Below are 250 nucleotides of genomic sequence, written 5' to 3' on the forward strand. Positions count from 1 at the left end.
ATCTATAAATTTAATTACGCAACAAAGCCTTGGATCTCAGAGCAGAAATTTGTTCACGGGAAACTTGCACCAAGCTTTGAAAGGGGACTTTCCTCAACTGCCATAATGCTTGTTGGTAACTCTAATTTACTATTATCTTTGTGTTGTGGTTATACCTTGAGCTTCATATCAGGTTGTATAATAGTCTCTAAACTATTGATAAAATATGCTTTTCTTATCGCTTCTTTGCGGTTTGTGACATTTATTTTTT

1 pseudogene is annotated in these 250 nt (G+C 34.0%); it reads right to left on the reverse strand.

Annotated features, from left to right (window positions below):
• Positions 1 to 149: 149 nt before the first annotated feature.
• Positions 150 to 250 (reverse strand): annotated as a pseudogene (locus A142_RS24855) (DNA-binding response regulator); the annotation flags it as partial.

The organism is Vibrio splendidus 12E03 (assembly GCF_000272105.2).
GTDB classification, from domain to species: domain Bacteria; phylum Pseudomonadota; class Gammaproteobacteria; order Enterobacterales; family Vibrionaceae; genus Vibrio; species Vibrio splendidus_I.